This is a genomic window from Corynebacterium sp. HMSC061H03, from assembly GCF_001838215.1.
GTDB lineage: Bacteria > Actinomycetota > Actinomycetes > Mycobacteriales > Mycobacteriaceae > Corynebacterium > Corynebacterium jeikeium_D.
In genome coordinates, this window is record NZ_KV836048.1 from 138,001 (window position 1) to 161,798 (window position 23,798).

The following is a 23,798-nucleotide window of genomic DNA, read 5'->3' on the forward strand; positions in this document are numbered from 1 at the left end:
CTTTACGTAAGCGGCTCGGGTCCGTTCGCACTGCTAGCTTGGAGATTGTGCACGAAGTAGCGTTGAGTATGCAGTTGGCGAAGGTGGTCACGAGAGCAGCCGAAGGTCGAACTGTACGCACTGTGCACCTGCGGATAGGTGCTCTACGGCAGGTTGTGCCAGAAACCCTTTCATACGCGTGGGATTTCGTCAGTCGCGATACCGGTTTGGGGGACGCGACATTGGATATTGACTGGGTACCTGCGGTTGTCGAATGCGCGCACGGGCATCGCGAACAGGTGGGGCCACTCGACGGCCTGCTGTGCCCCACGTGCGGAAAGCCAGGACGCGTAATCTCGGGGGAAGAGTTCACAATCGTCGACATCGACGTCGACACGCACAAGTAGGAAAGACGGTTTTATCATGGGACGTTTCCACCGGCATGACGGCGATGACGCACACCACCATCACCACGATCATGACCATCACCACGGTCACAGTCATGATCACCACCACGGCCATGACCACGTTCATCTCGCCGACCCCAATGACACTAGCCACGGCGACCACTCTGGATATGAAACCGGGGTGGAGCGCGTGACCATCCTCGAGGACATCTTCAGCGAGAACGACCACCGCGCGGAGCATAATCGCGAGCTGCTAGCTGAACATGGCGTGGAAGCCATCAACCTGATGAGCTCCCCGGGCTCAGGCAAGACTGCGCTGTTGGAGAAGACACTGGTGGCTGCGCAGGGCAAGCTGCGCGTCGGCATTATCGAGGGCGATATTGAGACGGCTCTCGATGCCGACCGCCTGGAGGGCTACGGGGCACAGATTTCGCTGCTGAACACGGGCAACGGATTCGGTGGCGAATGCCACTTGGACGCCCCGATGGTCTCCCGGGCGCTCGAGGGGCTGGATCTGGCCACGCTTGACTTGGTCATGATTGAAAATGTGGGAAACCTCGTCTGTCCGGCCGAGTTTGAGGTCGGTGAGACTCGCAAGGCAATGGTCTACTCCCTCACCGAGGGAGAGGATAAGCCGGTCAAGTACCCAGTGATGTTCCGCTCTGTGCAGGTAGTGGTTATCAACAAGATGGATCTTGCCCCATACCTTGACTTCGACATGGAGCTCTTCCGCGCCAATCTGGAAAAGGTCAATCCAGGCGTGAAGGTGATTGAGGTCTCCGCTAAGACCGGGGAGGGCATCGACGAATGGCTCCGTTGGGTCAATCCTGCGCTGGTTGATTAAGCGCGCGCCGGGGGTCGTCGTGAAGCAATGGGGGCATTACGGCATGCTTGACGACGGTCCCGCTACCCCCTCGTTGCGCTCCACCTTAGTGGGGGATAGGTGATATCCGCCCGTAATCTGCGGCGGTTTTTCACGTTCATTCCCTGTACCTGGAACTATATTTACGCAACATTTATCTTGCATATTATTTTGTTATAACTGCAGCGCAGCGCCGTTATTCAGGTTATTCTTAGGTCGCTATACTTGACCATGTATAGGCAATGGGCCTGGGTAGTTGTAAAACCTCGAAACCAATATTCCTAATAACTAAGCAGAAGGCGCAGCGAAAAATGATTAGTGGCGCGAATTGGCAGGAAGGGACCCTCGGCGAAAACCTCGCTAGAGCTGGTGTCTCACGGCGCAGTTTCATGAAGTTTTGTGGCACGATGGCGGCAATTTTTGCCGCTGGAACTCCGAATGTCGGTGAGGCCGCGGCGCAGTCGCTGACTCCCTCGGCGGAGGAAATCGCAGACAAGCTCTCGGCTGTAAAGAAGCCGAAGGTGGCTTGGCTGCAGTTGCAGGAATGCACCGGATGTATGGAATCCGTATTGCGTTCCGGAGGCACTACTGCTGAAGACGTAGTGCTGAACTTGGTTTCGATGGACTACAACGAGCTGCTCATGGCGCCGTCCGGGCACGCGGCCGAAAAAGCTTTGGATGACATGAATGCCGAGGACCACATTCTGGTGGTCAACGGCTCAATCCCGACCGGCGAGAACGGTGCGTACTGCACTATTGGCGGTAAGTCGGCAGAACAGGTGCTGCTCGAGGCCGCTGAGAAGGCCACGGCAATCCTGGCCGTTGGTGCCTGCGCTGTCTGGGGTTCTGTCCAGGCCGCTAAGCCGAACCCTACTGGCGCTAAGGGCGTCGATGAGATTATCAAGGACAAACCGGTGATTAACGTCTCTGGTTGTCCGCCAATTGGTGAAGTCATTACGGCCACCCTGACGTACGTGCTCACCTATGGCAAGACCCCGGAGGTCGACGCCGAGGGGCGTCCCAAGTTTGCCTACGACCAGCGTATTCACGACTCTTGCCCGCGGCGCGCGCATTACGATGCCGGCCAGTTCGTGAAAACCTTCGACGACGAGGGCGCACGCAACGGCTGGTGCCTTTACGAGGTCGGCTGTAAAGGGCCATCCACGTTTAGCCCCTGCCCGATTGTGCAGTGGAACCTTAAGTCCGGCTGGCCAATCGGTGCTGGTCACCCATGTATTGGCTGTACTGAAAAGGACTTCTTCGACCAGTTCACTCCGTTTTACGACAAGCTGCCGGGTATTCCCGGTATCGGAGTGGAGTCCAGCGTGAACAAGGTCGGCGTAGGACTGCTGGCTGCCACTGCCGCGGGTACCGCGGTCCACGGCGGACTCACGCTGGTGAAGGAACTGAAGATAAGGCGCTCCAACGGCGAAGAAAAGGTGTTGGCTGCGTTTGGTGGTGTGGAAGGTCAGAAGCCACCGATGGTCGACCTTCCTCCAAACTCACCAGGCGCTCAGAGCGAGACCGCATCCGATTCGAAGGACAGCTAAGGGCATAGGACATGGCTACGGAAAAAGTTGTAATCGACCCGATCACCCGAATCGAGGGGCACCTTCGTATTGAGCTGGAACGCGAGGGAAGCCAGATCAAAACCGCGTGGAGTGAGACTACTCAGTTCCGCGGTATCGAAACCATTGTGAAAAACCGGGACCCTCGCGATGTCTGGGCATTCGTTGGTCGTATCTGTGGTGTGTGCACCGGTACTCACTCGGTGGCATCCATTGCCGCGGTCGAGGATGCCATCGGTTCGACGCCGCCCCCGCAGGCACGTCGTATTCGCGATCTGGTGATTGGCTCGCAGGAGATTCACGACCACGTCGTGCACTTCTACCATCTTCACGGTCTGGACTGGATTGATGTCACGAAGGCTCTCGAGGCAGATCCGAAGAAGACCGTTGAGTTCGCGCAGTCGATTGGTTCGACGTGGAAGGGCAATACAGAAGAGACTTTCGCCCGGGTCAAGGAGACCGTGCAGGGCATTGTGGACTCCGGCCAGCTGTCCATCTTCACTGGCGGCTACTGGGGGCATGAGGACTACCGCCTGCCGCCCGAGGCCAACCTGATGGCCGTGTCGCACTACCTCGACGCCTTGGCTTTCCAGCGCTCTATCATCCGGATAAACACCGTTTTCGGCGGTAAGAATCCACACCCGAACTTCCTGGTCGGCGGTATGTCGTGCTCCATCGATCCGGAACGCTCGGAGACTGTTAACCAAGTCGGCATTGATCAGATCAAGTCCTGGATCGACGAGATTGTGGAGTTCGTCAATGACTGCTTCTACCCAGATGCAGTCGCCATCATGAGCGTTTACAAGGACTACTTCGACATCGGTCGCTCCTCCGACAGCTTCTTGGCGGTAGGTATGGCCGGCGCCACTTACTCCGGCGACCCGGCTAAGTCCCGTGTCCAGACCGTGCACCCAAACATCAAGCCCGGTGTCATTCTCGACGGTGACTACACCAAGCTCCACCCATTCCAGCCGGAGAAGATCGAGGAATTCATCAACTCCGCCTGGTACACGCAGGAAGCCGGCGATGATGTCGGCCTCAAGCCGTACGACGGCGAAACAACTGTGAACTACACCGGCCCGAAGCCGCCGTACGAGTGGCTGTCGGACAATGAAAAGTACACCTGGTCGAAGGCGCCGCGTTACGACGGTCGCGCTGTTCAAGTTGGCCCAGTTGCACGTGTGCTGTTGGCGTACCTGCAGAAGGAGCCGGAGACAATGCGCCTGGTCGACGAGGTTATGGACAAGCTCGACCTGCGCATTGAGCAGATGAACTCCACTGCAGGACGCACCTACGCACGCGCTGTGGAGTCTGTGACCACCGCCAATTACTTGGCAGATCACATTTTCCCGGAGTTCGTTGAGGCCCTGAAGAACGGCGACATCGATGTCTTCGACAACAGCCGTTGGGAGCCGACCACGTGGCCGGAAAAGTGCCAGGGCGTGGGTTTCCTCGAGGTCGCTCGTGGCATGCTCAGCCACTGGGTCAAAATCGAAAATGGCAAGGTGACCAATTACCAAGCCGTGGTTCCCACCACGTGGCTGGCCGGTGGACGTGACCCGAAGGGGCAGCTTGGCCCATACGAGCACGCGCTAGCTGGCGATGGGACACATCCGCTGGTTGATCCCGAGCAGCCGCTTGAACCACTTCGCACGATTCATTCCTTCGACCCATGTATGGCCTGCGCAGTCCATGTTTTGGATCCGTCTGGCCAGGAAATGTTTAAGGTGACGACGGCATGACACCCCCAGTGAGTGAAAATCCGGAACTGCGGCTAAAAGATTCCAAGGGCAACCCCCTGGTCATTGCGGTGATTGACGCACACACCAGCCACTGGTTGTCGCCATCTGAGGTCATTCAGGCCGCAGCAATTGTCCCGGACGAGTCTCGCGATCCTGTCGACCTTGCGCTGAAGGTCAGCTTGCGTCGTCGTCGTGACGATCTTTTCCATCTCGACGGCACGCCACTGATGAAATTGACCCCGGATTCCTACGATCCGGCAACGCCTGACCGCCGTTACTCCATCGCCAAGGTGCACGGCCTCAACATCGCAGATCAAACAGTCGATGTCGCCATCATGCGCGGTGAATTGAATGCGGTCGTCGAGGCATCCACTATGTCCCGTGAGGAAGGCGTTCTGCTTCGTCGTAACGCGAACATGCATCACGGTCGCGGGCACCGCAGTATGGGGGTTGCGCTTGCCCCCATTGACAAAGACGGAAATATCATCGGAGAGTTCATCTTCGAAGGATTTGTGGCAATGGGCCTGAGGAAGCTCAACGAGGCCATTGCGGAGAACAAGAAGGGCTCCGGTTCGTGGGTCGAGGTTCACCTGTGGGGATGGGCGCTACGCGTTCAGCATTGGTTGAACCTGGCGCTGATGCTGGTGATGACCTTTACCGGTTGGTACATCATGCAGCCCTATTTGACCGAGCGTACCTATGACGGCTCGGCCGCGGGATTCGCGATGGGATATGTCCGTTTCGCGCACTTCTTAGCCGGTTTCCTATGGATTGCGGTGGGGGTGTGGCGTGTCATTTTGCTGTTTGTTACCCACGACCGACAAACACGATGGCGTGCGCTATGGCCGATTTATAACAAGCAGGATGTTAAAGACCTCTGGCACACGATGCAGTACTACCTCTTCCTGCGCAAGGAAGGACCGTTCTATTTCGCTCACAATCCGCTGCAGCAGTTGGCGTACACCGGCATTTACGCGATGTGTTTCATTCAGATGCTCACGGGCTTGTCGCTATACGCGATGATGGATCAGTCCAACTGGTTTTTCCAGCTGTTGGCTATGCCTACGCACTGGATTGGCATCGGCTACTTCCGCCTGATTCACACAATCATCATGTACCTGATTTGGCTCTTCGCTATCATTCACGTTTACCTGGTCATCCGCTCCGATGCGGTGCACAACCACGGTGGCCTGTCCTCGATGATTGGTGGTTCTGTCTGGCTCCCGCGCGGCACGCAACCGGTTGACTCTCCACGCATTGGATAGGAACGCATTGGGTAACGATAGAACGTCCGACGCAGTCACCGGCACTAGTATCGGCGCTGATACTGGCACCCCGTTGGTGACGGTTCTAGGTATCGGCAACCCCGTCATGGGCGACGACGGCATTGGTCTCGAGCTGCTGAGGCGTCTGGCCCCAGAACTGGAATCTGCAGGCATGGGGCAGCCGAAGCAGGCCGGGGATTCTGCGCATCTGGTCTGGTCGCCCTCTAACCTCGATGATCCTGCGAACATCGCCGGGCGAGGGGACGAATGGACGGGAGCGGTTGCCTACATCGATGGCGGCACCTGCGGTATGGAGTTGCTGCCCATCGTGCAGGAGGCCAAGAACTTATTGCTGCTCGACGCTCTCGCTGGTCCGGGGGATCCCGGTACCGTCGTCAAGCTCGTCGGTGACCAGATCCCGCGACTATTGGCGGCAAAGCTGTCTGCTCATCAGGTCGGCTTGCTGGATTTGCTCACCGCGGCGCGCCTGTTGGGGCAGGAGCCTGAGCGCGTCGGTGTGGTGGGAGTGGTCTACGAGTCGGCTGACATGGTGGTGGGGCTCAGCAACACCGCACTTGGCGGCATTGAGGAGGCGACGGAGGTTGCGCGTACGCTCATCGACAGCTGGCTTGCCGACGAGCCCGGCAGCGAGGTCTAACTCCCGCCCTCAGCTTTGACCTCAATACTGGAGATTTCAAACTCACGGCCGTGCCGTAGATCCGCCGTTGGTGTGCCGCAGACGGGGCAGGTTAGAGCATAGAATTCATCAATTTCATGCTCGGCCTCGCAGGTGGGGCAGTAGACCGTCGAGACAATGAGCTCAGCGTCTAACTCGGCGCCCTCACACGGCGTCGCAGCGCTGGCCACGGGCCATGCGGCGATGAGGGAATCGTAGACGACTCCGGAGCGGTCACCCACACGCATTGATACCTTTGTCACGGTGCGTCCAGGGCAGACCTCGGCAATCTTTTCCACCACGCTGGTCAACAATCCAAGCTCATGCACAGATACCATTATGGCGAAGCACTCAGCGCGAAGGAGGCGCAGGCGGACCATGTCATCCAAATCCGTTTCGGTTACCCAGCACATCCAGCTCGATGAGCTTGTTGACCCATTCGAGGCACGATTGGATGTCTACCGCGATGACAATGGCGCTATTACACAGGTGTCCTTCGACCTCTCAGGGCTGCCGCGTATCGACGGGATGCTGGTCGGGAAGCGGGCGTTGGATGTGCCAGATATCACCAAGCGGCTGTGTGGCTTGTGCCCAGTTGTTCATCATCTTGCAGGGGTGCGGGCGGTGGAGGACCTCTACGGAATCTCCGACATTCCCCGAACCGCACAGTTGATTCGAGAGCTGCTGGCGGCCGGGTCGACCTTGGATAATTTGGCGACCAAGTTTGTGGCCGTCGACCGCGAGGGGGCGCGGGCAATGAAGCGTTCCGGGAAGGCTCTGATGCGTGCCGCGGGGGCGCCGTCGCACTTCCCTGATGTCGCTGTTCCTGGAGGCGTGCGCGCGGCAGTGGATAAAACGCTGGTCTCTGAGGCAGAAAGTGCGCTAGAAGCGCTGGCTGAGACGGCGGTAATCAAGGAAGTGGAGCTTCTTGCCGCAACCGATGCTCCTGATGCTTGGACGGATACTTTTGACGGTCTCGACGTCACAGTTGTCGATGCTGACGGTGAACTTGCTCCGCTGGGAAATTACCTGGCAGTCGCGCGGCATGACACCGATACCGCGGCGCAGATTTTCCCGGCTGCTGATTGGTCTACACGCGTTCGTGAGTCCCGTCCGGGCGATGCCGCTCCCAGACCGGTGTTTGATGCCTCGAAGGATCTGGGCAAGGATGGCTGTGCAGGTCAGCGGGCAGATTTCTACCGGGTGGGGCCGGTCTCCAGGCAGGTTGTCGTCGATAGACGTGTAATCAGCCCACGCGACGCCCAACGCCAGCTTCTTGCTGACACCGTGGCCTGGGCGAAGCAGGTGCTTGCCGACGGGGAACTGCTCGGCGACCATGTGTGCGATTCGAATGCTGCGATGCTGATTGAGAATGCTGACTTTGAAGGGCATCGCAGTGGTGTCGGGATGATTGATGGGCCGCGCGGGCTGTTAGTGCATCGCTATACGGCAGGAGATGACGGCATTATCACGGATTGTCAGATCATGACGCCAACTGCGCAGAATGAGCCCTGGTTGACTCGTATGCTCACCGAGCAGCTGTGCGGTGGCGGAGAAACCACGGGAGTCGAGAAGTCCATCTGGGCCGCTGATCCGTGCCTACCGTGTAGCTCGGCACCTGCGGGAGTGATGACATTCACGATGCAGGAACATGCCGGTGCACCTGCGGACAATATGACAACGGATAGCCGTGGTTCGGCGGATGCCCCGACTGTAGTGGAGAGGACGAAGTAACTCGATGTGTCTTGGAATTCCTGCTCAGGTTCTGGCAATCGCCGATGGTCCATTGCCGATGGCGACGGTGGATATGGCGGGGCAGAAGCGGCAATGCTCGGCAATGTACGTGCCTGAGCTGGTGGCAGGTGATTGGGTGTTCGTCCAGAACGGATTCATCATGAACGTGCTGGACGAACAGGAGGCCAAGGAGTCCTTGGCCGCAATTGAGGAATATAACCTCATCGAACATGTCGCTGAGGTCTCCCCGAAGGGACGGACCTAGTTCACGCAGGTCACGCCGGCGGCGTCGATAGCGGGGCGATCTTCCTGCGGAATTGCCCCGCCTTCCTGGCCGATGACATCGCCATTGGAACCATCTTCGACTTCAGGCGCGGGTTCGGCACCGTCGCCCGAATCAGCGGCCATTCCCTCTGATGTCAATCCCGGGCCTTCGTAGTCACCGGCAATTGTCACTGAGATGTGGTGTGGATCGAGGTATGGATCGTGGACAATCGGTACGCCACCGAGTGCTTCAGAGATGGCCTGAGCTGCCGGATCCTCTGGGTCAGCCGCATTGATCTGGCTGGAGGCAACGCCGGCGAACTCAGCGTTGCCGACCTCTCCCTGGGTGTAGCCCTTTTCCGTTAAGAAGCCTGAGACGCCGCTGGCCAAACCTTCGATGCCTGTGGCGTTGTAAACGCTGACTGTAGTTTCAGCCGCGTTGGGGTCAGCCTTCTTTTCGTCTTCTTCCTTCGCCGGAGCTTTTTCTTCCTTGGTGCCCAGCAGGGTCTCGAAGTACTGGTGAACCTGGCCCTTATCGATTGTGACCACCGACTCGCCATAGTCACCGACACCGTCAATCGAGGTCACCGGGATAGTTTCAAACTTCACGTTGCCACCACTGAGGCCCTGCATTTGGGTAGCAAATCCGGTGACATCCCAGTTGTCGTCGAGTACCACCGAGCGCTGGACGGCGTTGCCCAGTTCAGACAGCTTCGCGGGATTAGACAGCGTGCCAGCGCCGAGCAGCTTATTGGTGAACGAGGCCATGAAGACCTGCTGGCGAGTAATTCGGTCGAGGTCACCGCGGGGCAGACCATGGCGCTGGCGGACGAATGAGAGCGCGTCGGCACCCTTCAACGTCTGTGAGCCCGCTGGGAAATCTGCACCTGAGAACTCGTCGTAGACAGCCTCATTCAGACATACATCGACACCACCAATGGCATCGGTGAGCAGGACGAAGCCGAGCAGGCCAACTTCTGCGTAGTGGTCAACGGTGATACCGCTGAGGTCGCTAATGGTTTCAATCAGAGCTCTACGTCCGGCCTCGGTCGAGCGACGCTCAATGTCTTCCGGCGAGGCCCCGCTTCCTGCGAGTTCCTCTTCCACCATTTGCTTTGTGTTGCCGTAGACACCATTAATCTTTGTGTTGCCTAGACGATTGGTGTGGACATAGGTATCGCGCGGAATGGAAATTGCCGTCGCTGAAGAACCATCGGCAGGAACACGAATCACAATAATCGTGTCTGTATTCGTGGCTTCTTCGTCGCCGGCACGCAGAAGCTCAACTTCTTCCGGAGTCAGCGGGTTGCCCTGGGCATCGGTGCGGGAGTCGGAGCCGACGAGCAGAATATCGGTTGCACCGTCCTTCTCACTGCCTAGACCGAAGTCGCCACCCGAACCCAAGTTGTCGGTGGTCCTACCAAGTGTCCACCAGCCAACTGCGGAAATAACCAGGATAATGGCTGAGAGCAGCACAAGCGCATTGCGCAGCATCGGCGGCCAAGCTTGGGCTGTACTCTCTGCAGAGGACGGTGGCGCTTGAATATCGCGTGCGTGACGCGCGCGTGGCGTGTGGCTGCTCAAACCGGGGCTCCTCTTAAACCGTTTTTCGAAAATATAATTTGTGCTGCATGTCTGCGTGGGCATTCCACACATCGTGGAGGGCAGTAAGCGGCTGCGGAAACTACATAAACCTTAACCGTCCAACCGTGTGCGGTTGCACCTCAACACAGTGTCAATCCGTATCCGGTTACACCTCAACACAGTGTCAATCGTATCTACGATAGTGATAAAGAAGAATATGTCTGAAATTTCAGTCTCGCATTTCGCCACTCATGGACCAACCCACAGCAACTCGCGGCGTCCCATTGTCGCCATAACTGGTGCGGCGGGACAGCTGGGTACTGCGCTTCAGTGTGATTCTTTTGCCGCCGGTGTTGAGGTGCGCGCTCTCACTCGGGCACAGTTGGATATCACTGATTCGGCTGCTGTGGAGGCAACGCCTCTGCTTGACGACGTCGACATCATCATTAACGCGGCAGCGGCGACCGATGTCGATGGCGCAGAATCCGATCCCGGTTCGGCGCACCTTATCAATGCACTTGGACCGAAGTACTTGGCGGCTCGGGCGAAAAAAGAAGGCGCGTATCTCATTCACATCTCCACCGACTATGTCTTCGGTGATGTAGCAATCGATGAGATGACGGGGCAGCGCCGAGCGCTGCGAGTTGATGATTTCACCGCGCCTCAGACTATGTATGGACGTACCAAGTTAGTGGGGGAGAATCATGTGCGTGATTCGGGTGCGCGTTTCGCTATTTTGCGCACGGCGTGGGTCTGGTCGGGGCCCACACAGCCGGAGGCCAAGGACTTCGTTTCCACGATGATGCGTCTGGCAGAGACGGCGACTGACGACAAAGGCAATCCGGCAATTATTAAGGTCGTTGACGATCAGCACGGAAACCCCACATTTGTCGGTGATCTCGCCGGAGCTGTCTGGGAGTTGTCCGAACGTGTGTTGTCCGAACCGAGCAGCGCACCGACCGGCACCTTCCATGTCACGGGCTGCGGTGAGGCGACATGGTTCGAAGTGGCTCGCGAAGTGTTTCGGCTCACCGGTCACGATCCGCAGCGTGTGGCGGCTTGTACCAGCAGTGAGTTCCCACGTCCGGCCCCGCGGCCGGCCTGGTCCGTGTTGGATGGTTCGGCATGGAGTGAGGTAGGTCTACATGCGCTTCCGGAGTGGCAGGACACTTTGCGTGCTGTCCTGACCTAGGGTCTAGGTTTGTGAATGCAACCTCGAATTCCCCGCAACCCTCGCAGCTTCCGCTCGGTGTGGTCACCGTGACCTTTTCGCCCGGTGAGCACCTGAGCAAGCTGGTGGATTCGCTGGGCCCCGCCGCCAGTGCCTCCACGCGTCTGATTATGGCCGACAACGGCTCGACGGATGGTTCCGTGGAGAAGGAAGAAGCTCGGGCCAAGGAGACCGGAGCGGATGTTCAGCTTCTGCGTACCGGCGGCAACATTGGCTATGGCGCGGCCGCCAACCGTGGCATTGCGGAGCTGGGGCGGGCTCGCCGTGCTGGTGAAATCAATCCTGATTACGTCATGCTGGTCAACCCTGACGTGGTGTTTGCCCCTGGCGCAATCGATGTTCTGTTGGAATGCGCGCAGCGCAACCCCAAAGCTGGAGCGATTGGTCCGCTGATTCGCGAGGCGGATGGCAGCGTGTACCCGTCGGCACGCGCGGTTCCTAAACTTGTCAGCGGTATCGGACACGCGCTGCTTGCCGATATCTGGCCTACTAACCCTTTCTCACGTCACTACCGGGATGACACGGATATGGATCGTGAGCGATCGGCGGGATGGTTGTCGGGCGCATGCCTGCTGCTGCGGTGGGATGCGTTCGACCAGATTGATGGCTTTGATACCCGCTACTTCATGTACATGGAGGACGTGGATTTGGGTGACCGACTGGGCAAGGCCGGTTGGAGCAATGTTTTCTGTCCCCGTGCAGAGATACGTCACGCGCAGGGACATTCTGCCAGTAAGCACCCGGAAATTACCGTAAAGGCCCATCACGAGTCGGCATACCGTTTTATGTCAGATCGCCTGCCGGGGCCGGCGCTGGCACCTGTGCGACTGGCATTGCGTTTGGGGCTGTTCCTGCGTGGCAAAGTCATAATCGCGGTCAAAAAGCGTAGGAATTAATTAACTGTTGGAATGATCCATCGAAGAAAGTTACCGATTTCATGACTACCGAAGTTCGTCCGAGTGCTGGGCATGGCTCCGCCTTCCAGCCGGGAGCGGATGCTGCACAGCAGGCGGGAGCCACGTTGGCTGAACAGACTGACGCTGTCATTCTGGTCGGCGGGCAAGGTACGCGTTTGCGTCCCCTTACCGTGAATACGCCGAAGCCGATGCTGCCCACGGCAGGGCATCCATTCCTGGAGCATCTGCTTGGCCGCATTCGTGCAGCAGGTATGAAGCACGTGGTATTGGGCACCTCCTACCGAGCTGAAGTATTTGAAGAACACTTCGGCGACGGTTCGGATTTGGGTCTCGAAATTGAATACGTCTTTGAGGCTGAGCCGCTGGGAACCGGTGGCGGTATCCGAAACGTCCTAGACAAGCTGCGCTATGACACCGCAATGATTTTCAATGGCGATGTCCTCGGCGGTACCGACTTGCGCGCGGTGTTGGGCACCCACGCGGAGAAGGATGCGGACGTTACGATGCACCTCGTCCGTGTGCCGGATCCACGCGCGTTCGGCTGTGTTCCGACCGATGAGGATGGGCGCGTCCTGGAGTTCCTGGAGAAGACCCAGGATCCGCCGACCGATCAGATTAATGCCGGTATCTACGTGTTCCGCCGCGAGATTATCGAGTCGATTCCGGCTGGTCGCCCCATCAGCGTTGAACGTGAAATCTTCCCAGCGCTGCTTGACCGCGGTATGAACGTCTACGGTCACGTTGATTACGCCTACTGGCGTGACATGGGGACTCCGGGTGACTTCGTCCGCGGCTCCTCCGATTTGGTCCGCGGTATCGCGCCGTCACCACTCCTAGAGGGTAAGCACGGCGAAGCGCTTGTCGACGAATCTGCGTCGGTCGGTGGCGGTGCTCTTCTCTACGGTGGCTCTGTTGTCGGCCGTGGGGCGGAGATTGGTGCGGGAGCTCGGATTGATCAATCGGTGATCTTCGACGGCGCACGCATCGGTGCCGGTGCTGTGATCGAGCGCTCTGTGATTGCCGATGGCGCCGATATCGGCCCGCGAACGGTCATCAGTGATGCCATTATCGGCGAGGGTGCCGTCGTTGGTGCGCGCTGTGAATTGATTAACGGTATCCGCGTGTGGCCGGGCGTCCAGATCCCCGATCACGGAGTACGTTTTTCGACGGATGTCTAGTCTGCAGCCTTCGGCGTGTCAGACTTTTGTCGGCAATATCTGATTAGAGTTGCCGAAGTGTCGTCAAAGTTGCTGGTGAGAGGCATGTGGCGAATGTGATTGAGTTCAGGTGGCAGGTTTAGGGTTCGGGTACCATCCTTCAACCTGAGCTTAATCCCCAACGCGGGGGGAGGGGCTTCAGGGGCAATGAAAAGTATTGGGGCAAATTCTCTATTCGGCTTGACCGATGGTGGGTTACACGTGTGTAATCACAAATGTGTGTTTCGCACACTAAGCCCAATTTAAAGACCCGCAGCAACAACCATCAGGAGGCCCTCGGCATGGAAAAGTCCAGCATGTTTGATGGCGGCTCTGCTGTGGATAGTGAGACGAATGCGGGTGACATCGCTGTGAATGATAGCTCCTCTGAAAACCAGCCTCGGCCGTTGACAGAGTGGGCAGATGACCTTTCGGGGTTGTTTGAAGCCGTCGATCAGGACTGGCAGGAGCAAGCTCTGTGTGCCCAGACCGATCCAGAAGCTTTCTTCCCTGAGAAGGGTGGATCCACTCGCGAAGCAAAGCGTATTTGTCGTGCTTGTGGTGTGCGAGATGAATGCCTGGAGTTTGCTCTCGAGCATGATGAGCGCTTCGGTATTTGGGGTGGCCTCTCTGAGCGTGAGCGCCGCCGTTTGAAGCGGCAGATTGGCTAGGGCAGTCGGGTCTGCATTTTATCCTTCGCTCGACCTCGCAGTTTCCCCTTGGGTAATACCCTGGGGGATTTTTCGTTGAACGAGTTTTTCTCCGCTCTCTAGGGCTAATAGACAAAAGTATGTCCGCTCAGCATGTCGCCGGGTGGACCCTTTTGCCGCTTAGCCCTCAATCCGAGTTACTGACTGCGTTTATGACAAAAATCGCCCGAAAAATGGCCTGAAAGTGTCATAAACTCACACAGTTTCACATTTGCAGCCCGTATTCACGCGTGCAGCCGGTAATTTATGGGGCCTGACCAGTTACTATCTTGAGAATCACACACTGTTTGTCTAGTAACCCGGTCTCTAGGGAGCTCCTTAGAAGAAAGCTTTCTACAGGAAGTTCTCGTCGAAACTAGGGTCCACCTCAACCGGATCAATGCCCAGATATACCGCCACCAGGCGGATCAGTACATATTGCAGCATCTGGTCCAGTTCCACTCGGCCCGAGACACGGCGCTCAATGGGGCGGCGGAACACTACTACGCAGGGGCGGGTGGGGTTGCCTACGCGGTCAATGCCAGCAGGGATAAGTCGTCCCAGCGGAACAGGTCCATCAGCGACAATCTCTTCCGGGAAGTACATGTCCGGGCGCAACTGCATGCGAGGAATCGTGTCGATGGCGATGTCCAGGTGTGACAGTTGTCGGGACCAGCGCTGATCCAATGGGGCGTAGGCGTCAATAACCGCCTGGTCAAAAGCTTCTGAACGGCTCTTCCAACGAGGTACTTCCGGCGGCAACAGAGGTCCCCGAGGTCCGCGACCGCGTCGCAGTGAGCGTCGCAAAGAGCGCGGAGTATAAGCCGATGAATTCATATTTGTTGAGCTTAATCGGTTGGATCGTCAACGTGGGTGAGGTCAGCTTCCGGCCATGTCGCAGGTTTACTGGGTAAGGCTGGGGTGCCCCGGGGGAGCGTCGGAAAGCGAAAAACGCCCGAGTGGGAGAAAAACTATCGAAACTTAAAGTTAGGGTCTAGACTTTGATGCCGTGAGTGTTTTTAGACGTTGTTGCCGGCCCGGCTGTGGCAAACCTGCCGTAGCTACGTTGACGTATGCCTACGCGGAGTCGACGGCTGTGGTGGGTCCGCTCGCCGCCGCGTCCGAACCGCATAGCTGGGATCTCTGTGAGAAGCACGCGCGTTCCATCACCGCACCGCTGGGTTGGGAGCTCGTGCGTTACGACGTGCCGACGCCCGCCCAGGACGATGATGATTTGACCGCACTGGCGGAAGCCGTCCGTGAGGCTGGCCGCAACGCGACTGGCCTGGTGCTGCGGGATGAGGTCGACAACCGTCCTCAGACCTACAAGATTGATTCCAGCCGTCACCCGTCGACGCGGAAATCCGCGCGCGGTCACCTGCATGTAGTTCGCGATCCGGAGGATTCGGACGACTAACGGGCCGGGCGCCGTGCCCCAGCTCATGCCATCTTGCCGCGGCATTTCTTTGTGAGAGCCTCTCTGTGGCTAGTATCATTTTTCACAAAACTGATACTTACCCAGAGAGGTTTTTCGTGGGCACTTACAATCGTTCCGATTTGGATGCCGTCATCAAGGCCTATGACGTGCGCGGTGTTGTCGGTGAGGGCATCGACGCGGACCTTGTCGGAGCCATCGGCGCCGCCTTCGGACACATCATGCGTTCAGAGGGCGCAACTCGTGCCGTAGTTGGCCACGATATGCGTGAGTCCTCGCCGGAGTTGGCGGCTAGTTTCGCCGACGGCGCGGCTGCACAGGGGCTCAACGTCACCCTGCTCGGCCTGACCTCTACGGACGAGCTGTATTTCGCTTCCGGAGTAAAGGAATGCCCGGGCGCGATGTTCACTGCCAGCCACAATCCGGCTGAATACAACGGCATCAAGATGTGCCGTTCGCTCGCCCGCCCGATCGGGCAGGAGACAGGGCTTGCTCAGATTAAGGATCTGCTTGTCGACGGAATCCCGGAGTACACCGGCACTCTGGGCGAAATTGATCACGAGGATGTTCTGCAGGATTACGCGGCGTTCCTCCATGGGCTGGTCGACATCCGCTCCGGCCGTCGCCTGAAGGTCGCAGTCGATGCCGGTAACGGTATGGGAGGACTGACAGTCCCAGCAGTGCTCGGAGAAGACATGGATGTTGCTGACCTCTACTTTGAGCTCGACGGCAACTTCCCGAATCACGAGGCCAACCCATTGGAGCCCGCCAACCTCGTTGACCTACAGAAGTTCACGGTGGAGCAGGGCGCAGACATCGGTATTGCCTTCGATGGCGACGCTGACCGCTGCTTCGTCGTCGATGAGAAGGGTAACCCGGTCAGCCCATCGGCCATCTGTGCGTTGGTGGCCACCCGCTACCTGGAGCAGAACCCGGGCGCGGCTATCATCCATAACCTGATCACCTCACACGTCGTGCCGGAGATGATTGTGGAAAACGGCGGAACCCCGGTTCGTACCCGTGTTGGGCACTCCTTTATTAAGGCGCAAATGGCCGAGCACAGTGCTGTTTTTGGTGGCGAGCATTCGGCACACTACTACTTCAAGGAATTCTTCAACGCTGACTCCGGCATGCTCGCCGCCATGCACGTCCTGGCTGCACTGGCAGAGCAGGACAAGCCACTGAGCGAATTCATGGCCGAGTACAACCGCTACGAGGCCTCCGGCGAGATTAATTCCCGCCTGGGCAGCGCAGAGGAGCAGCAGGCAAAGCAGAAGGAAATCGAGACTGCCTTTGCCGATCGCACCGAGTCCTCGGACTGGATGGATGGCCTGACCATTGAGCTGGCGGATTCCAAGGCGTGGTTCAACGTCCGGGCCTCCAATACGGAGCCGCTGCTGCGTCTGAACGTCGAGGCGCCGACGCGTGCTGAGGTCGATGCTCTTGTCGACGAAGTTCTCGGCATCATCCGCGGTTAATCAACCCCACACGCCCGTTTTCAGGCATGCTTGGGAGTATGACCTCGTCATTCGACTCCTCCCATAACCCGCGCCAAGAGGCCCTGTTCTACCGTATGGCCACTGCCGGCGCAGGTCTCAGAGCTGCTGCCTCCGCGACTCGCGGGGGAGCGTTTGCTCAACTTCCACTGCCGCGCAGCGCGGTCATCCTCGTGGGAAATCGTCGGGCGCAGCTCGCCGCCGAATCCGTGCGCGCGCTTGCCGACGACATCCGCTGCCCGGTCGTAATTGCGCATCAGTTGCCCAGTTATGTCGGCGCCCTCGACTTGGTCATCGTCTGTGATGACAACCCCGGCAGCCCACTGGGTGCAGCTCTGGCTGAAGCTGATAGGCGAGGAGCAGCCACAATCGTGGTGGATCCCGGTGAAGGGCCATTGCGTGCCGCCGGTAGTCCCGATACGGTTGTGGTTCCGCGCCCGGCGATGGCGGAGTCCGCGTCCTTTACCGCCTATGTCGGTGTCATCGCCAGCGTGCTCACCGAATGTGGTGCCACCGCTCTGGCTCCGGCCGGGGTAGTCGAGGAAGTCGCCGATGTGGTGGACGCCGATATTGCGGCTTGTGCTCCGCAGCGAGATGAAACAGTTAACCCCGCGCGGCAGGTAGCGCAGTGGTTGGCAGGCCGCAGAATGCTTGCAGTGTCGACGACCTCGGCGCTGGCGCCGGTAGCGGAGCTGGCATCGTTACAGATGCTCGAGGCAGGCGTGGTCTCGGCAGCGTCGTCGATAAGCGAATTGTCTCTTAGCGTGGGCGCATTGCTCGCTGCAGAACCCCAGGAAAGCCGAGATATTTTCTATGACCCGTTCATAGATGGTGGGGATGAAGGGGCGACAGTGCTACCGTTGGGGGCGATTGTTTTAGCTGCGCCGAACAATGTGGGCCACTACCGGGACCACTACGGCGAGGCTGGATGGGCTCGTGTGGAGTGCCCTGCGCTTGATGCGGAGACTCATCATCCACTGGTTGAAGTATGTGTTACTGCAGCCAGAGTTGGTGCGATTGCGGCGTTTTCTGCGTAATCGCCGGGTGTCACCGAAGGCTTTTGGGGCTTCGGTGAGATTGGCGTGCTTGCGCCAGTAGTGACTATTAGAGGAGTGATACGGGCATGGAGCTGTTGGACCCCGTGCTGCAGTCGTACCCCTGGGGGTCTCGTACACATTTGGCGAGAATCACCGGTGCGGACGCTCCCACATCGAAGCCCTGGGCGGAACTGTGGTTTGGTGCGCATGCACTGGCATCGGCCACAGTGGCCGGCACGCCGTTGGATGAGCTCATTGCGCAGGATCCGGCGGCTGCGCTCGGATGCGCAATTGACACCGACAACGGCAGGCTGCCGTTCCTGTTGAAACTGCTCGCAGCCGATGAGCCGCTGTCGCTGCAGGCACACCCCACCTTGGCAGAAGCTCAGGAGGGATTTGCACGCGAAAATGCGGAGGGCATTCCGGCCACTGCACATTTCCGCAATTACCGGGACAATAACCACAAGCCAGAACTCATTGTCGCCCTGACTACCTTCGACGCGTTGGCCGGATTCCGCCCGGTGGAGCGCACGAAGGAGCTGCTCGCAGCGCTGGCGGTACCGGAGCTCGACCACTACATGGGACTGCTCGATGCCGCCGATGACGAGAGCGCTCTGCGGGCATTGTTTACAACGTGGTTGACGTTGCCCCAGGATGTCCTCGATGAGCTGGTCGAAGCCGTGGCTGCTAAGTGCGCGGATTACAGTGGCGAGGACGAGGAGTTCTCGCGAGTAGCCGAGACTACCTGCGAACTGGCTCGAAAGTATCCGGGGGACCCGGGAGTTCTGGGGTCGATGCTGCTTAATCGCCTTCGCTTACAGCCGGGCGAAGCCATCTACCTTGGTGCGGGACAGTTGCACGCTTACCTCAATGGCATGGGCGTGGAAATCATGGCCAACTCCGACAACGTGTTGCGCGGAGGCCTGACCTCTAAGCATGTCGATGTCGTGGAGCTACTACGCGTGCTCTCTTTCCGCCCGCTGCCAGATCCGGTGCTGCAGTCGCGGCTGACCGATGATGGCTGGAATGACTATGACGCGCCGGTGCGCGAGTTCCGCCTTCGTTCGCGGGACCTGGAGCCGGGCGAACATGTTCTGCTCGACGAAAAATCCGCCACGGTTGTGTTGTCTACCGCGGGCACGGTGGCGTTGCGTCACGACGACTCCGTGGTTGAGGTTCCCAGTGGCCATGCGGCCTGGGTTCCGGCTGTTGACGCAGTCGATATTGAGTTGACTGCGCGCCAAGGCGGGGCAACCGTCTTTGTCGCGACCGTCCCGCGGGTGGGTTAGTCCTAGTCGTTATCGAAGAGATTTCCCAGGAATCCGGAGTCCTTCGGCTTTTCCGGGATTGGGGAAATCTTGCTATTGATAGCCCCATTGCCGCCAGTGGTGTCCTTCTCCTTCGAAGGGGCCTGGTTGTTCGGCGGTGTCGGCACCTTCGGGGACGTCGGCTCGTTCGAAGGAGTTTTCTGAGGAGTCTCGGACGGAGTTGTGGTTTGCGTACCCGACTGGGACTCCGCCTGCGATGAAGGCGGCTTCGGCTCAGCTGCTGCGTCACCGTCGCCTTCCGGAAGACTGTCGTTCGGCTTTTCCGAGTTATCTTCCGGTAGCAGTGGCACCGGCTTGCTGGGCGTCGGCGAAGAAACGTCGTCAGACGTGGGCTCTGTGGTCTCCGTGGTCGTCGGAGGTGTTGATGTGGTCGACGTCGGAGTTGTCGTACTAGAGCTTGTGGAAGTCGGCGGGATATACGCCTGCGGTGGCAGGTACGGATCCTCTACAATCTCGCTGCTCGATGGCGTGGTCGGACGAGGTACCAGACTGCCAGTCGTCTCAGTCAGCGAGGAATCCGAATTCGATTCAGTGCTCTGCTGCAGCTCGGCATCACTAGGAACTGGAGGCAGCGGAGCAGAGGTCTCCATTTTCGACTGAGAGCCGGCGTTTTCCGGGTTCGCCCCCTCGGCAGCATTGCTATCGGAGCAGCCAACGAGCGAAACGCTCAGGGGAAGGGCTGCGAGCAGAAGAGCTCCAAAAGCCTTCTTCACCATGGTAGGTACTCCTTTCGTGTCATGCGTGAGGTCGCCCTGTAACGAAAAAGATAACAGTTACATTACGAGGTCTGGGAACTAACTTAACATGCCCGTTATCTTCTCTCTAGGGTGAAAATTGTGTTGAGGGGATTAAATAAGTCTCTCGCACTGTAAAAGTGGCGAAAAGTCGGGTAGAACTTCGGTAAGGCCACATGCGGTTTTCCGGCTAGCGGCGCGTGCAGACGACAGCTATTAGGTCGGCGGCCAGATTACCGTGGGCTCGTCGAAAAGCGCTCTTCGGAAAGCGCTCGTCGAAGACGAAAACTGGCAATTGGTTCGAAGCGCGAAAGGAGCGTGGCCACCTATCATGTCCATCTGGGAGACTGAGGTTTTTGGAAGCGATTCGGTCATTGAACTCTTCGATGAGGTTCAGGATCTCGACTCACAGGATCGCGTTGGTGCATTGATTGATGCTGGCCGCATTGGGGTGGATTCCGAAAGTAGCGATGAGAAGGCCTGCGCACTCGCGGCGGCTGTGATTATTGCAATTTGGAATGGTGCGCCATTTAGCGGCGGTGACATTGTGGAGGACTACAGCTTCATCCGGGAGGGAATCTCGGAGGCACACGGCAGCGAGGAGGATGCGTTGGCTATCGCCTCCGAGGTGTTCGATAGTCTTCTGGGGGAACTCAGTGAGTCTGACCAGGCGGCGCTGGAAAACTGTGTCGAAGCGGTAGAGTAATTCTCGCGTCCCCAGTAGTGATTCTTTAAGAAGAATCTCACGTCAAAGAATCTAGAGAAAGCGTTACATGTCCTCGAAGAACATTGATTTCAAGGTTGCAGACCTCTCCCTGGCTGAGGCCGGTCGTCACCAGATTCGTCTGGCCGAGCACGAGATGCCAGGCCTGATGGCCCTGCGCGAAGAGTATGCAGAGCAGCAGCCACTGGCCGGTGCCCGTATTTCCGGCTCCATTCACATGACGGTTCAAACCGCGGTGCTCATCGAGACCTTGACGGCGCTGGGCGCAGAGGTTCGCTGGGCTTCCTGCAACATCTTCTCCACCCAGGATGAGGCCGCTGCGGCTGTCGTCGTTGGGCGAGACGGCACTCCGGAGGACCCGCAGGGTGTTCCGGTTTTCGCTTGGAAGGGCGAGACGCTGGAGGAGTACTGGTGGTGCCTCGACCGCATCTTCGACTGGGGCGATGAAGATGCCAACATGATTCTGGACGACGGCGGCGACGCCACCATGGCTGTTATTAAGGGCATGGAATTCGAGGATGCTGGCCTGGTGCCGCCAGCAGAAGAGTCGGATTCGGACGAGTTTATTGCCTTCAAGGACATGCTTCGCGCCAGCCTGGAGAAGGATGCCGGCCGTTGGCACCGAATTGCAAAGTCGGTCAAGGGTGTCACAGAGGAGACCACCACTGGTGTCCACCGCCTCTACCACTTCGCAGAGCAGGGCGTGCTGCCATTCCCGGCCATGAACGTCAACGATGCGGTCACCAAGTCCAAGTTCGATAACAAGTACGGCACCCGCCACAGCCTTCTGGACGGCATCAACCGCGGTACCGACATGCTGGTTGGCGGCAAGAATGTGCTGGTTTGCGGTTACGGCGATGTGGGAAAGGGCTGCGCGGAGGCGCTGGCGGGTCAGGGCGCTCGCGTTCAGGTCACCGAGGCCGACCCGATTAACGCATTGCAGGCATTGATGGACGGTTTCGACGTCGTCGCTACTGAGAGCGTCATCGCAGATGTCGACATTGTCATCACCGCCACAGGCAACAAGGACGTCATCACTTTCGAGCACATGCAGCAGATGAAGAACCACGCGCTGCTGGGCAACATCGGCCACTTCGACAACGAGATCGACATGCATAGCCTGCACCACCGCGATGATGTCCGTCGTGTGGAGATCAAGCCGCAGGTCACCGAGTACATCTTCCCGCATGCTGACGGCGAGGAACGCTCTCTGATTGTGCTTTCCGAGGGGCGCCTGCTCAACCTGGGTAATGCCACCGGACACCCGTCCTTCGTAATGTCGACCTCCTTCGCCGACCAGACAATCGCGCAGATTGAGCTCTACTGCAACGGTGATAAGTACGACAACACTGTCCACCGTCTGCCGAAGATTCTGGATGAGAAGGTCGCTCGCATTCACGTCGAGGCACTCGGCGGTGAGCTCACCCGACTGTCCAAGGAACAGGCCGAATACATCGGCGTTGACGTCGAGGGCCCGTATAAGCCAGAGCACTACCGCTACTAGTTCTAGCCAAGGCTAGGCCGCAGCCATGTGTGCGAGGAGAAGAATTTGATTATCGCAGTCGAAGGAATCGACGGTGCTGGCAAGAACACGCTTGTCACAGCTGTTACCAATCAACTCCGAAGTCAAGGACACTCCGTTTCTTCGATGACCTTTCCGGCGTACCGGCAGACAATCTTCGCTGATTTCGCCGATCAAGCCTTGCACGGTCAGCTCGGCGACACCGCGGACTCCGCTTGGGCAATGGCACTCCTGTTCGCTCTGGACCGCAAAGAACGTCGTCAAGCGATTGTTGATGCAGCGCACGAGAACGATGTTCTGATTATCGACCGCTACGTCGCGTCCAACGCGGCCTACTCCCTGGCTCGCACACAGAATCCGGCGATCGTCGAGTGGATTGAGAAGACCGAATTCGAGGATTTCCAGCTTCCGCTTCCCGACGTTCAGGTCTGTCTGGCCACGTCGGTGGGAGTGGCAGCCGACCGCGCACGCAAGCGGGAAGCCTCTGATGTGCAGCGAACTAGGGATGCCTACGAAAAGGACTCGGGTTTGCAGGAGCGCACACTAGCGGCGTACCAAAAGTTCGCGGAGGGCTCGTGGCAGTCACCATGGCTGATGCTTACGGGGGACGATGGGGCGGACCGCCTTGTGGAATGGATCAGTGCACGCCTGCGCTAGCCACCTCAACGGGAAACTACAGAACTAGATAGCTTTACGTTTAGAATATGACGCATGAGCTCAAAAATCCTGGTTGTTGATGATGATCCGGCCATCGCCGAAATGCTCACGATGGTGATGGAGCGCGAGGGCTTCGACACAGTAGTAGTCGACGATGGCCTCGAAGCTGTCAAGGCAGCAGAGCGGGAGAATCCAGATTTGATTCTGCTGGATCTCATGTTGCCGGGCATGAGTGGTGTCGATGTCTGTCGCACTGTGCGAGAGACATCGGCGGTGCCGATCATCATGTTGACTGCGAAGACCGACACAGTCGATGTGGTCCTCGGCCTGGAATCCGGTGCGGATGACTATGTCACGAAGCCCTTTAAGCCGAAGGAGCTCGTGGCGCGCGTGCGCGCTCGGCTGCGTCGTCAAGAGGACAGCCCGAGCGAGACCCTCGAGGTCGGCGACTTGACCATCGACGTGCCCGGTCACGCCGTGTTCCGTGATGGCAAGGAGATTTCTCTGACCCCGTTGGAGTTTGACCTATTGCACACTCTTGCATCCCGTCCGAAGCAGGTCTTTTCCCGTGATGAGTTGTTGGAAAAGGTCTGGGGATATCAGCACACCTCGGATACTCGACTCGTCAACGTTCACGTTCAGCGTCTGCGCTCGAAGATCGAACTGGATCCGGAAAACCCGCAGATTGTGCTGACCGTCCGCGGTGTCGGGTACAAGACGGGTGACTAAACAAGGCCAGTCAGCTTTAGTG

Annotated in this window: 24 protein-coding genes; 20 read left to right on the plus strand and 4 right to left on the minus strand. The window is 58.3% G+C overall.

From position 1 onward, the window contains the following. Positions 1 to 68 precede the first annotated feature (68 nt). The 6 genes from HMPREF2787_RS01160 (at position 69) to HMPREF2787_RS01185 (ending at position 6,481) form a co-directional block, all read left to right on the plus strand. Entirely contained in the window at positions 69 to 386 is a 318-nt protein-coding gene (locus HMPREF2787_RS01160; protein WP_246824123.1) for a hydrogenase maturation nickel metallochaperone HypA, read from the plus strand. Positions 387 to 402: 16 nt separating this feature from the next. Further along, positions 403 to 1,230, plus strand: a complete 828-nt coding sequence (gene hypB / locus HMPREF2787_RS01165; protein ID WP_070858148.1) for a hydrogenase nickel incorporation protein HypB — start codon at positions 403 to 405, stop codon at positions 1,228 to 1,230. 329 nt (positions 1,231 to 1,559) lie between these two features. After that, on the plus strand, positions 1,560 to 2,798 hold the full coding sequence (locus tag HMPREF2787_RS01170) for a hydrogenase small subunit (protein WP_070858149.1): 1,239 nt from the start codon (positions 1,560 to 1,562) through the stop codon (positions 2,796 to 2,798). 11 nt (positions 2,799 to 2,809) lie between these two features. Further along, positions 2,810 to 4,558 (plus strand): nickel-dependent hydrogenase large subunit, encoded by a 1,749-nt coding sequence (locus tag HMPREF2787_RS01175; protein WP_070858150.1) that lies wholly within the window; start codon positions 2,810 to 2,812, stop codon positions 4,556 to 4,558. Then, positions 4,555 to 5,823, plus strand: a complete 1,269-nt coding sequence (gene cybH, locus HMPREF2787_RS01180; protein ID WP_083326614.1) for a Ni/Fe-hydrogenase, b-type cytochrome subunit — start codon at positions 4,555 to 4,557, stop codon at positions 5,821 to 5,823. The genes HMPREF2787_RS01175 and cybH overlap by 4 nt, the downstream gene beginning before the upstream one ends. Positions 5,824 to 5,896: 73 nt before the next feature. Further along, positions 5,897 to 6,481: a hydrogenase maturation protease gene (locus tag HMPREF2787_RS01185; RefSeq protein ID WP_070858179.1), complete on the plus strand. Its 585-nt coding sequence runs from the start codon at positions 5,897 to 5,899 to the stop codon at positions 6,479 to 6,481. Here the strand turns inward: HMPREF2787_RS01185 and HMPREF2787_RS01190 are convergent. Then, complete coding sequence (locus HMPREF2787_RS01190; protein WP_210401182.1) at positions 6,478 to 6,837, minus strand: hydrogenase maturation nickel metallochaperone HypA/HybF; 360 nt, start codon at positions 6,835 to 6,837, stop codon at positions 6,478 to 6,480. The genes HMPREF2787_RS01185 and HMPREF2787_RS01190 overlap by 4 nt on opposite strands. A gap of 40 nt (positions 6,838 to 6,877) precedes the next feature. Between HMPREF2787_RS01190 and HMPREF2787_RS01195 the strand changes: the two genes are divergently transcribed. Beyond that, a complete protein-coding gene (locus tag HMPREF2787_RS01195; protein ID WP_070858151.1) occupies positions 6,878 to 8,233 on the plus strand; it encodes a nickel-dependent hydrogenase large subunit in 1,356 nt (451 codons plus the stop codon). A 4-nt stretch (positions 8,234 to 8,237) separates the two neighbouring features. Beyond that, entirely contained in the window at positions 8,238 to 8,498 is a 261-nt protein-coding gene (locus HMPREF2787_RS01200; RefSeq protein WP_070438465.1) for a HypC/HybG/HupF family hydrogenase formation chaperone, read from the plus strand. On the opposite strand, the gene HMPREF2787_RS01205 is transcribed toward HMPREF2787_RS01200, so the two are convergent. Beyond that, entirely contained in the window at positions 8,495 to 10,081 is a 1,587-nt protein-coding gene (locus HMPREF2787_RS01205) for an LCP family protein (protein ID WP_016422192.1), read from the minus strand. The two genes, HMPREF2787_RS01200 and HMPREF2787_RS01205, sit on opposite strands and share 4 nt — an antisense overlap. Before the next feature lie 217 nt (positions 10,082 to 10,298). Between HMPREF2787_RS01205 and rfbD the strand changes: the two genes are divergently transcribed. The 4 genes from rfbD to HMPREF2787_RS01225 all read left to right on the plus strand — a co-directional run bounded on the left by rfbD (position 10,299) and on the right by HMPREF2787_RS01225 (position 14,096). Beyond that, positions 10,299 to 11,273, plus strand: a complete 975-nt coding sequence (rfbD, locus tag HMPREF2787_RS01210) for a dTDP-4-dehydrorhamnose reductase (protein ID WP_070858152.1) — start codon at positions 10,299 to 10,301, stop codon at positions 11,271 to 11,273. 11 nt (positions 11,274 to 11,284) lie between these two features. Next, the gene (locus HMPREF2787_RS01215) at positions 11,285 to 12,208 is read left to right on the plus strand and encodes a glycosyltransferase family 2 protein (protein WP_070438459.1); all 924 of its coding nucleotides are present in this window, start codon (positions 11,285 to 11,287) and stop codon (positions 12,206 to 12,208) included. Between the two features lie 41 nt (positions 12,209 to 12,249). Next, positions 12,250 to 13,407, plus strand: a complete 1,158-nt coding sequence (locus tag HMPREF2787_RS01220; protein ID WP_048731655.1) for a mannose-1-phosphate guanylyltransferase — start codon at positions 12,250 to 12,252, stop codon at positions 13,405 to 13,407. Between the two features lie 320 nt (positions 13,408 to 13,727). After that, entirely contained in the window at positions 13,728 to 14,096 is a 369-nt protein-coding gene (locus HMPREF2787_RS01225) for a WhiB family transcriptional regulator (RefSeq protein ID WP_005510060.1), read from the plus strand. A gap of 372 nt (positions 14,097 to 14,468) precedes the next feature. On the opposite strand, the gene HMPREF2787_RS01230 is transcribed toward HMPREF2787_RS01225, so the two are convergent. Then, positions 14,469 to 14,951: a metallopeptidase family protein gene (locus HMPREF2787_RS01230; protein ID WP_070439494.1), complete on the minus strand. Its 483-nt coding sequence runs from the start codon at positions 14,949 to 14,951 to the stop codon at positions 14,469 to 14,471. A 172-nt stretch (positions 14,952 to 15,123) separates the two neighbouring features. On the opposite strand from HMPREF2787_RS01230, the gene HMPREF2787_RS01235 reads away from it, so the two are divergent. The 4 genes from HMPREF2787_RS01235 (at position 15,124) to manA (ending at position 19,371) form a co-directional block, all read left to right on the plus strand. Further along, on the plus strand, positions 15,124 to 15,531 hold the full coding sequence (locus tag HMPREF2787_RS01235) for a DUF3499 domain-containing protein (RefSeq protein WP_005509890.1): 408 nt from the start codon (positions 15,124 to 15,126) through the stop codon (positions 15,529 to 15,531). Between the two features lie 116 nt (positions 15,532 to 15,647). Then, complete coding sequence (locus tag HMPREF2787_RS01240; RefSeq protein ID WP_083326615.1) at positions 15,648 to 17,027, plus strand: phosphomannomutase/phosphoglucomutase; 1,380 nt, start codon at positions 15,648 to 15,650, stop codon at positions 17,025 to 17,027. Between the two features lie 38 nt (positions 17,028 to 17,065). After that, positions 17,066 to 18,082 carry a hypothetical protein gene (locus HMPREF2787_RS01245; RefSeq protein ID WP_070603451.1) on the plus strand — a complete coding sequence of 339 codons (1,017 nt, stop codon included), beginning with the start codon at positions 17,066 to 17,068 and terminating at the stop codon, positions 18,080 to 18,082. A gap of 86 nt (positions 18,083 to 18,168) precedes the next feature. After that, positions 18,169 to 19,371, plus strand: coding sequence for a mannose-6-phosphate isomerase, class I (gene manA, locus HMPREF2787_RS01250; protein WP_070603450.1), 1,203 nt, complete (start codon positions 18,169 to 18,171; stop codon positions 19,369 to 19,371). Positions 19,372 to 19,373: 2 nt separating this feature from the next. On the opposite strand, the gene HMPREF2787_RS01255 is transcribed toward manA, so the two are convergent. After that, entirely contained in the window at positions 19,374 to 20,126 is a 753-nt protein-coding gene (locus HMPREF2787_RS01255; RefSeq protein WP_016422202.1) for a hypothetical protein, read from the minus strand. A gap of 349 nt (positions 20,127 to 20,475) precedes the next feature. On the opposite strand from HMPREF2787_RS01255, the gene HMPREF2787_RS01260 reads away from it, so the two are divergent. The 4 genes from HMPREF2787_RS01260 (at position 20,476) to mtrA (ending at position 23,776) form a co-directional block, all read left to right on the plus strand. Then, positions 20,476 to 20,850 carry a DUF4259 domain-containing protein gene (locus HMPREF2787_RS01260; RefSeq protein WP_049191146.1) on the plus strand — a complete coding sequence of 125 codons (375 nt, stop codon included), beginning with the start codon at positions 20,476 to 20,478 and terminating at the stop codon, positions 20,848 to 20,850. A gap of 67 nt (positions 20,851 to 20,917) precedes the next feature. Beyond that, positions 20,918 to 22,372, plus strand: a complete 1,455-nt coding sequence (gene ahcY, locus HMPREF2787_RS01265; protein WP_016422204.1) for an adenosylhomocysteinase — start codon at positions 20,918 to 20,920, stop codon at positions 22,370 to 22,372. A 45-nt stretch (positions 22,373 to 22,417) separates the two neighbouring features. Then, positions 22,418 to 23,047, plus strand: coding sequence for a dTMP kinase (locus tag HMPREF2787_RS01270; protein WP_042389188.1), 630 nt, complete (start codon positions 22,418 to 22,420; stop codon positions 23,045 to 23,047). Between the two features lie 54 nt (positions 23,048 to 23,101). Then, positions 23,102 to 23,776: an MtrAB system response regulator MtrA gene (gene mtrA / locus HMPREF2787_RS01275; RefSeq protein WP_016422206.1), complete on the plus strand. Its 675-nt coding sequence runs from the start codon at positions 23,102 to 23,104 to the stop codon at positions 23,774 to 23,776. Positions 23,777 to 23,798 lie beyond the last annotated feature (22 nt).

Bases quoted from the DNA above. Each gene is read 5' to 3' on its own strand.
- HMPREF2787_RS01225 (WP_005510060.1), top strand. From the start codon at position 13,728: ATGGAAAAGTCCAGCATGTTTGATGGCGGCTCTGCTGTGGATAGTGAG.
- HMPREF2787_RS01195 (WP_070858151.1), top strand. From the start codon at position 6,878: ATGTCATCCAAATCCGTTTCGGTTACCCAGCACATCCAGCTCGATGAG.
- HMPREF2787_RS01160 (WP_246824123.1), top strand. From the start codon at position 69: ATGCAGTTGGCGAAGGTGGTCACGAGAGCAGCCGAAGGTCGAACTGTA.
- HMPREF2787_RS01230 (WP_070439494.1), bottom strand. From the start codon at position 14,951: ATGAATTCATCGGCTTATACTCCGCGCTCTTTGCGACGCTCACTGCGA.
- mtrA (WP_016422206.1), top strand. From the start codon at position 23,102: ATGAGCTCAAAAATCCTGGTTGTTGATGATGATCCGGCCATCGCCGAA.
- rfbD (WP_070858152.1), top strand. From the start codon at position 10,299: ATGTCTGAAATTTCAGTCTCGCATTTCGCCACTCATGGACCAACCCAC.
- HMPREF2787_RS01255 (WP_016422202.1), bottom strand. From the start codon at position 20,126: ATGGTGAAGAAGGCTTTTGGAGCTCTTCTGCTCGCAGCCCTTCCCCTG.
- manA (WP_070603450.1), top strand. From the start codon at position 18,169: ATGGAGCTGTTGGACCCCGTGCTGCAGTCGTACCCCTGGGGGTCTCGT.
- HMPREF2787_RS01220 (WP_048731655.1), top strand. From the start codon at position 12,250: ATGACTACCGAAGTTCGTCCGAGTGCTGGGCATGGCTCCGCCTTCCAG.
- HMPREF2787_RS01170 (WP_070858149.1), top strand. From the start codon at position 1,560: ATGATTAGTGGCGCGAATTGGCAGGAAGGGACCCTCGGCGAAAACCTC.
- ahcY (WP_016422204.1), top strand. From the start codon at position 20,918: ATGTCCTCGAAGAACATTGATTTCAAGGTTGCAGACCTCTCCCTGGCT.
- hypB (WP_070858148.1), top strand. From the start codon at position 403: ATGGGACGTTTCCACCGGCATGACGGCGATGACGCACACCACCATCAC.
- HMPREF2787_RS01175 (WP_070858150.1), top strand. From the start codon at position 2,810: ATGGCTACGGAAAAAGTTGTAATCGACCCGATCACCCGAATCGAGGGG.
- cybH (WP_083326614.1), top strand. From the start codon at position 4,555: ATGACACCCCCAGTGAGTGAAAATCCGGAACTGCGGCTAAAAGATTCC.
- HMPREF2787_RS01245 (WP_070603451.1), top strand. From the start codon at position 17,066: ATGACCTCGTCATTCGACTCCTCCCATAACCCGCGCCAAGAGGCCCTG.
- HMPREF2787_RS01190 (WP_210401182.1), bottom strand. From the start codon at position 6,837: ATGGTATCTGTGCATGAGCTTGGATTGTTGACCAGCGTGGTGGAAAAG.
- HMPREF2787_RS01260 (WP_049191146.1), top strand. From the start codon at position 20,476: ATGTCCATCTGGGAGACTGAGGTTTTTGGAAGCGATTCGGTCATTGAA.
- HMPREF2787_RS01200 (WP_070438465.1), top strand. From the start codon at position 8,238: ATGTGTCTTGGAATTCCTGCTCAGGTTCTGGCAATCGCCGATGGTCCA.